We start from the raw sequence: 942 nt of genomic DNA, 5'->3' as shown, positions 1-942 counted from the left end.
CCCCTGATCGAGGGCTCGGAGGTCAAGGAATATTCTGCGCACCTCATCCCTGAAGGTGGCTACAAGGCAATCCCGCAGCTGTATGGCGAAGGCTGGGTCGTGGTCGGCGATGCGGCGCAGCTCAACAACGCCATTCATCGCGAGGGCTCTAACCTCGCGATGACCTCGGGCCGCATTGCGGCGGAAGCTATCGTCCAGGTGAGATCACGGCGTTATCCCATGACTGCGGCAAATCTGTCGCTCTACAAGAAGATGCTGGACGAATCCTTCGTGATCAAGGATCTCAAGAACCACAAGGATATGCCGATGCTGATGCATACCAACTCGCAAAACTTCTTTCTCACCTATCCGCAGCTCGTCGCCAGGGCGATGCAGAACTATGTACGGGTCGACGGCACGCCGAAGGCCGAGAAGGAGAAGCTGACGTTGAAATCCTTTGTCAATGCGCGGTCATGGACCGGTTTATTTGGCGATGCATTCCGCCTCGCGCGCGCTTGGCGATAACCCATCAGAATCAAGGCTAAGGAAGCTGAAATATGAATGTCGAGACATCAGTGCGCGTCGAGGACAAGCTGTTCTACAACCGCTATCTTGTCGACGTCGGTCATCCTCACATCAAAGTACGCGCACATACGAAGCCGTCCCCACAGCTGCTTGCACTCTTGAAGGTCTGCCCGGCGCGCTGCTATGAACTCAACCACAAGGGGCAGGTCGAGGTCACCGTCGACGGCTGCATCGAATGCGGCACCTGCCGTGTCATCGGCGAACCCACTGGCGACATCGAATGGAGCTATCCGCGTGGCGGATATGGGGTGTTATTCAAGTTTGGATGAGGGCTGAACGGCAGGCCGCGTGTCATCGCCAAGAAGCACGGCCCAAGATTGGTCCACGAGCGACCTGATCAATTCGCTGCGACGATGCCGGCACACGGCAGCTGGGGCG

General features: G+C 57.5%; 1 protein-coding gene and 1 pseudogene. Both read left to right on the top strand.

Annotated features, from left to right (window positions below):
• Positions 1 to 504 (top strand): annotated as a pseudogene (locus tag ACZXDY_RS46075) (FAD-dependent oxidoreductase); the annotation flags it as partial.
• A gap of 32 nt (positions 505 to 536) precedes the next feature.
• Positions 537 to 833 carry a ferredoxin family protein gene (locus tag ACZXDY_RS46070; RefSeq protein ID WP_130582215.1) on the top strand — a complete coding sequence of 99 codons (297 nt, stop codon included), beginning with the start codon at positions 537 to 539 and terminating at the stop codon, positions 831 to 833.
• The last annotated feature ends 109 nt before the right edge of the window (positions 834 to 942 follow it).

The organism is Bradyrhizobium sp. LeoB3, from assembly GCF_055456055.1.
The sequence above is the reverse complement of the archived record's forward strand: the minus strand, read 5'-3'. Positions and strand labels throughout refer to the sequence as shown.

Coding starts and splice junctions, on each gene's coding strand:
- ACZXDY_RS46070 (WP_130582215.1), top strand. CDS start 537: ATGAATGTCGAGACATCAGTGCGCGTCGAGGACAAGCTGTTCTACAAC.